Raw genomic sequence first — 1116 nt, 5'->3', positions numbered from 1 at the left:
CGCGTAACAATGAGCCGGCTCTATTTCCAGGATTTTTTCTGCCCACTCAATAGCTTGTTCATAGTCTTTAAGTTTGAAGTAAGAATGAGCAATATCATTCATAATCTCAGTATCATTTTTCAAAAATCCATGTGCCTCAAGATAGTATTTCAGCGCCTTCTTGTATTCCCCCTTTGCATTATAAATAACTCCTATATTGTTGATCGCATCTGTGTTATCGGCATCTAATAAATAGGCCAGCTTAGTCTCCTTCAAAGCCTTATCGTATTCCTGCAATCTAAAATAACACAATCCTAAATTCAAATGGGTCTCCGCTTGCTTGTTGTCTGTGGATAATGATTTCTTGTAATACTTCGTGGCTTTCAAGTAGTCTTCCGTCTGAAAATAATAGACACCTAAATAGTAATACGCATCCTCACTGTCAGGATCAATTTCTATGGCAGTTTGAAAATATTGCAGCGCCTCCTCCATTCTCCCAAGCTTCAAGTTCACTCTCCCTAAATTAAAGTGGGGTCTTTCCCAAAATGGATTCCCAGAGACTAACTTCTGCAATAGTTGTTCTGCCTTACCCAGATCACCCAAGTTCAAATAACAGCATGCGATATAGTTGATGCAATCAACAGAACAACTCATTTCGAGTGCTTTTTCAAAACATTCAAGGGCAGTCTGGAAGTCTCTTTCTACATAGCTTTTTTCAGCACGTTCAAATATCTCATTATAGGCATCCACTGCAATCGTCCCTCTCAATGTTCGCCTGTGGTTCAAGAGTAGATGCTCAAAGCGGATACTACTTTTTTTCAAAAGAATTAGTAATTGGTTTCGCGATATCCCAACTGAGCAACTTAATGTTATACAGTTTCAATAAATCATCTGCATTAACGATCCCACTGGTAGTACTCCTTCCATCAGCTTCAATAAAGGCCGCATTAGGGAACGCTTGATTAAATGTTTCATACTCGGCTAGATCATCCATGTAATAACTAGCACTACCAGGAGGATAATAGATCTCTTTATTGTTACTCACTTTTAATAAGGTTATTTGTTCATTTCCACTAGCCAATCTTTGTTCCCACTTTCTAAACTTACCTCGACCTTCATCTGTCCCTACTCCCTTAT

Annotated in this window: 1 protein-coding gene and 1 pseudogene; both read right to left on the bottom strand. The window is 38.6% G+C overall.

What is annotated here, in order from left to right; genetic code table 11:
* Nucleotides 1-747, bottom strand: a 747-nt coding sequence (locus KIH86_RS17590; RefSeq protein ID WP_223110576.1) for a tetratricopeptide repeat protein, incomplete at its 3' end; no start/stop codon positions are given.
* A 40-nt stretch (nucleotides 748-787) separates the two neighbouring features.
* Nucleotides 788-1116, bottom strand: a pseudogene (locus tag KIH86_RS17585) (hypothetical protein); the annotation flags it as partial.

This window comes from Paenibacillus sinensis (assembly GCF_019904155.1).
GTDB classification, from domain to species: Bacteria; Bacillota; Bacilli; order Paenibacillales; family Paenibacillaceae; genus Paenibacillus_AQ; species Paenibacillus_AQ sinensis.
The sequence above is the reverse complement of the archived record's forward strand: the minus strand, read 5'-3'. Positions and strand labels throughout refer to the sequence as shown.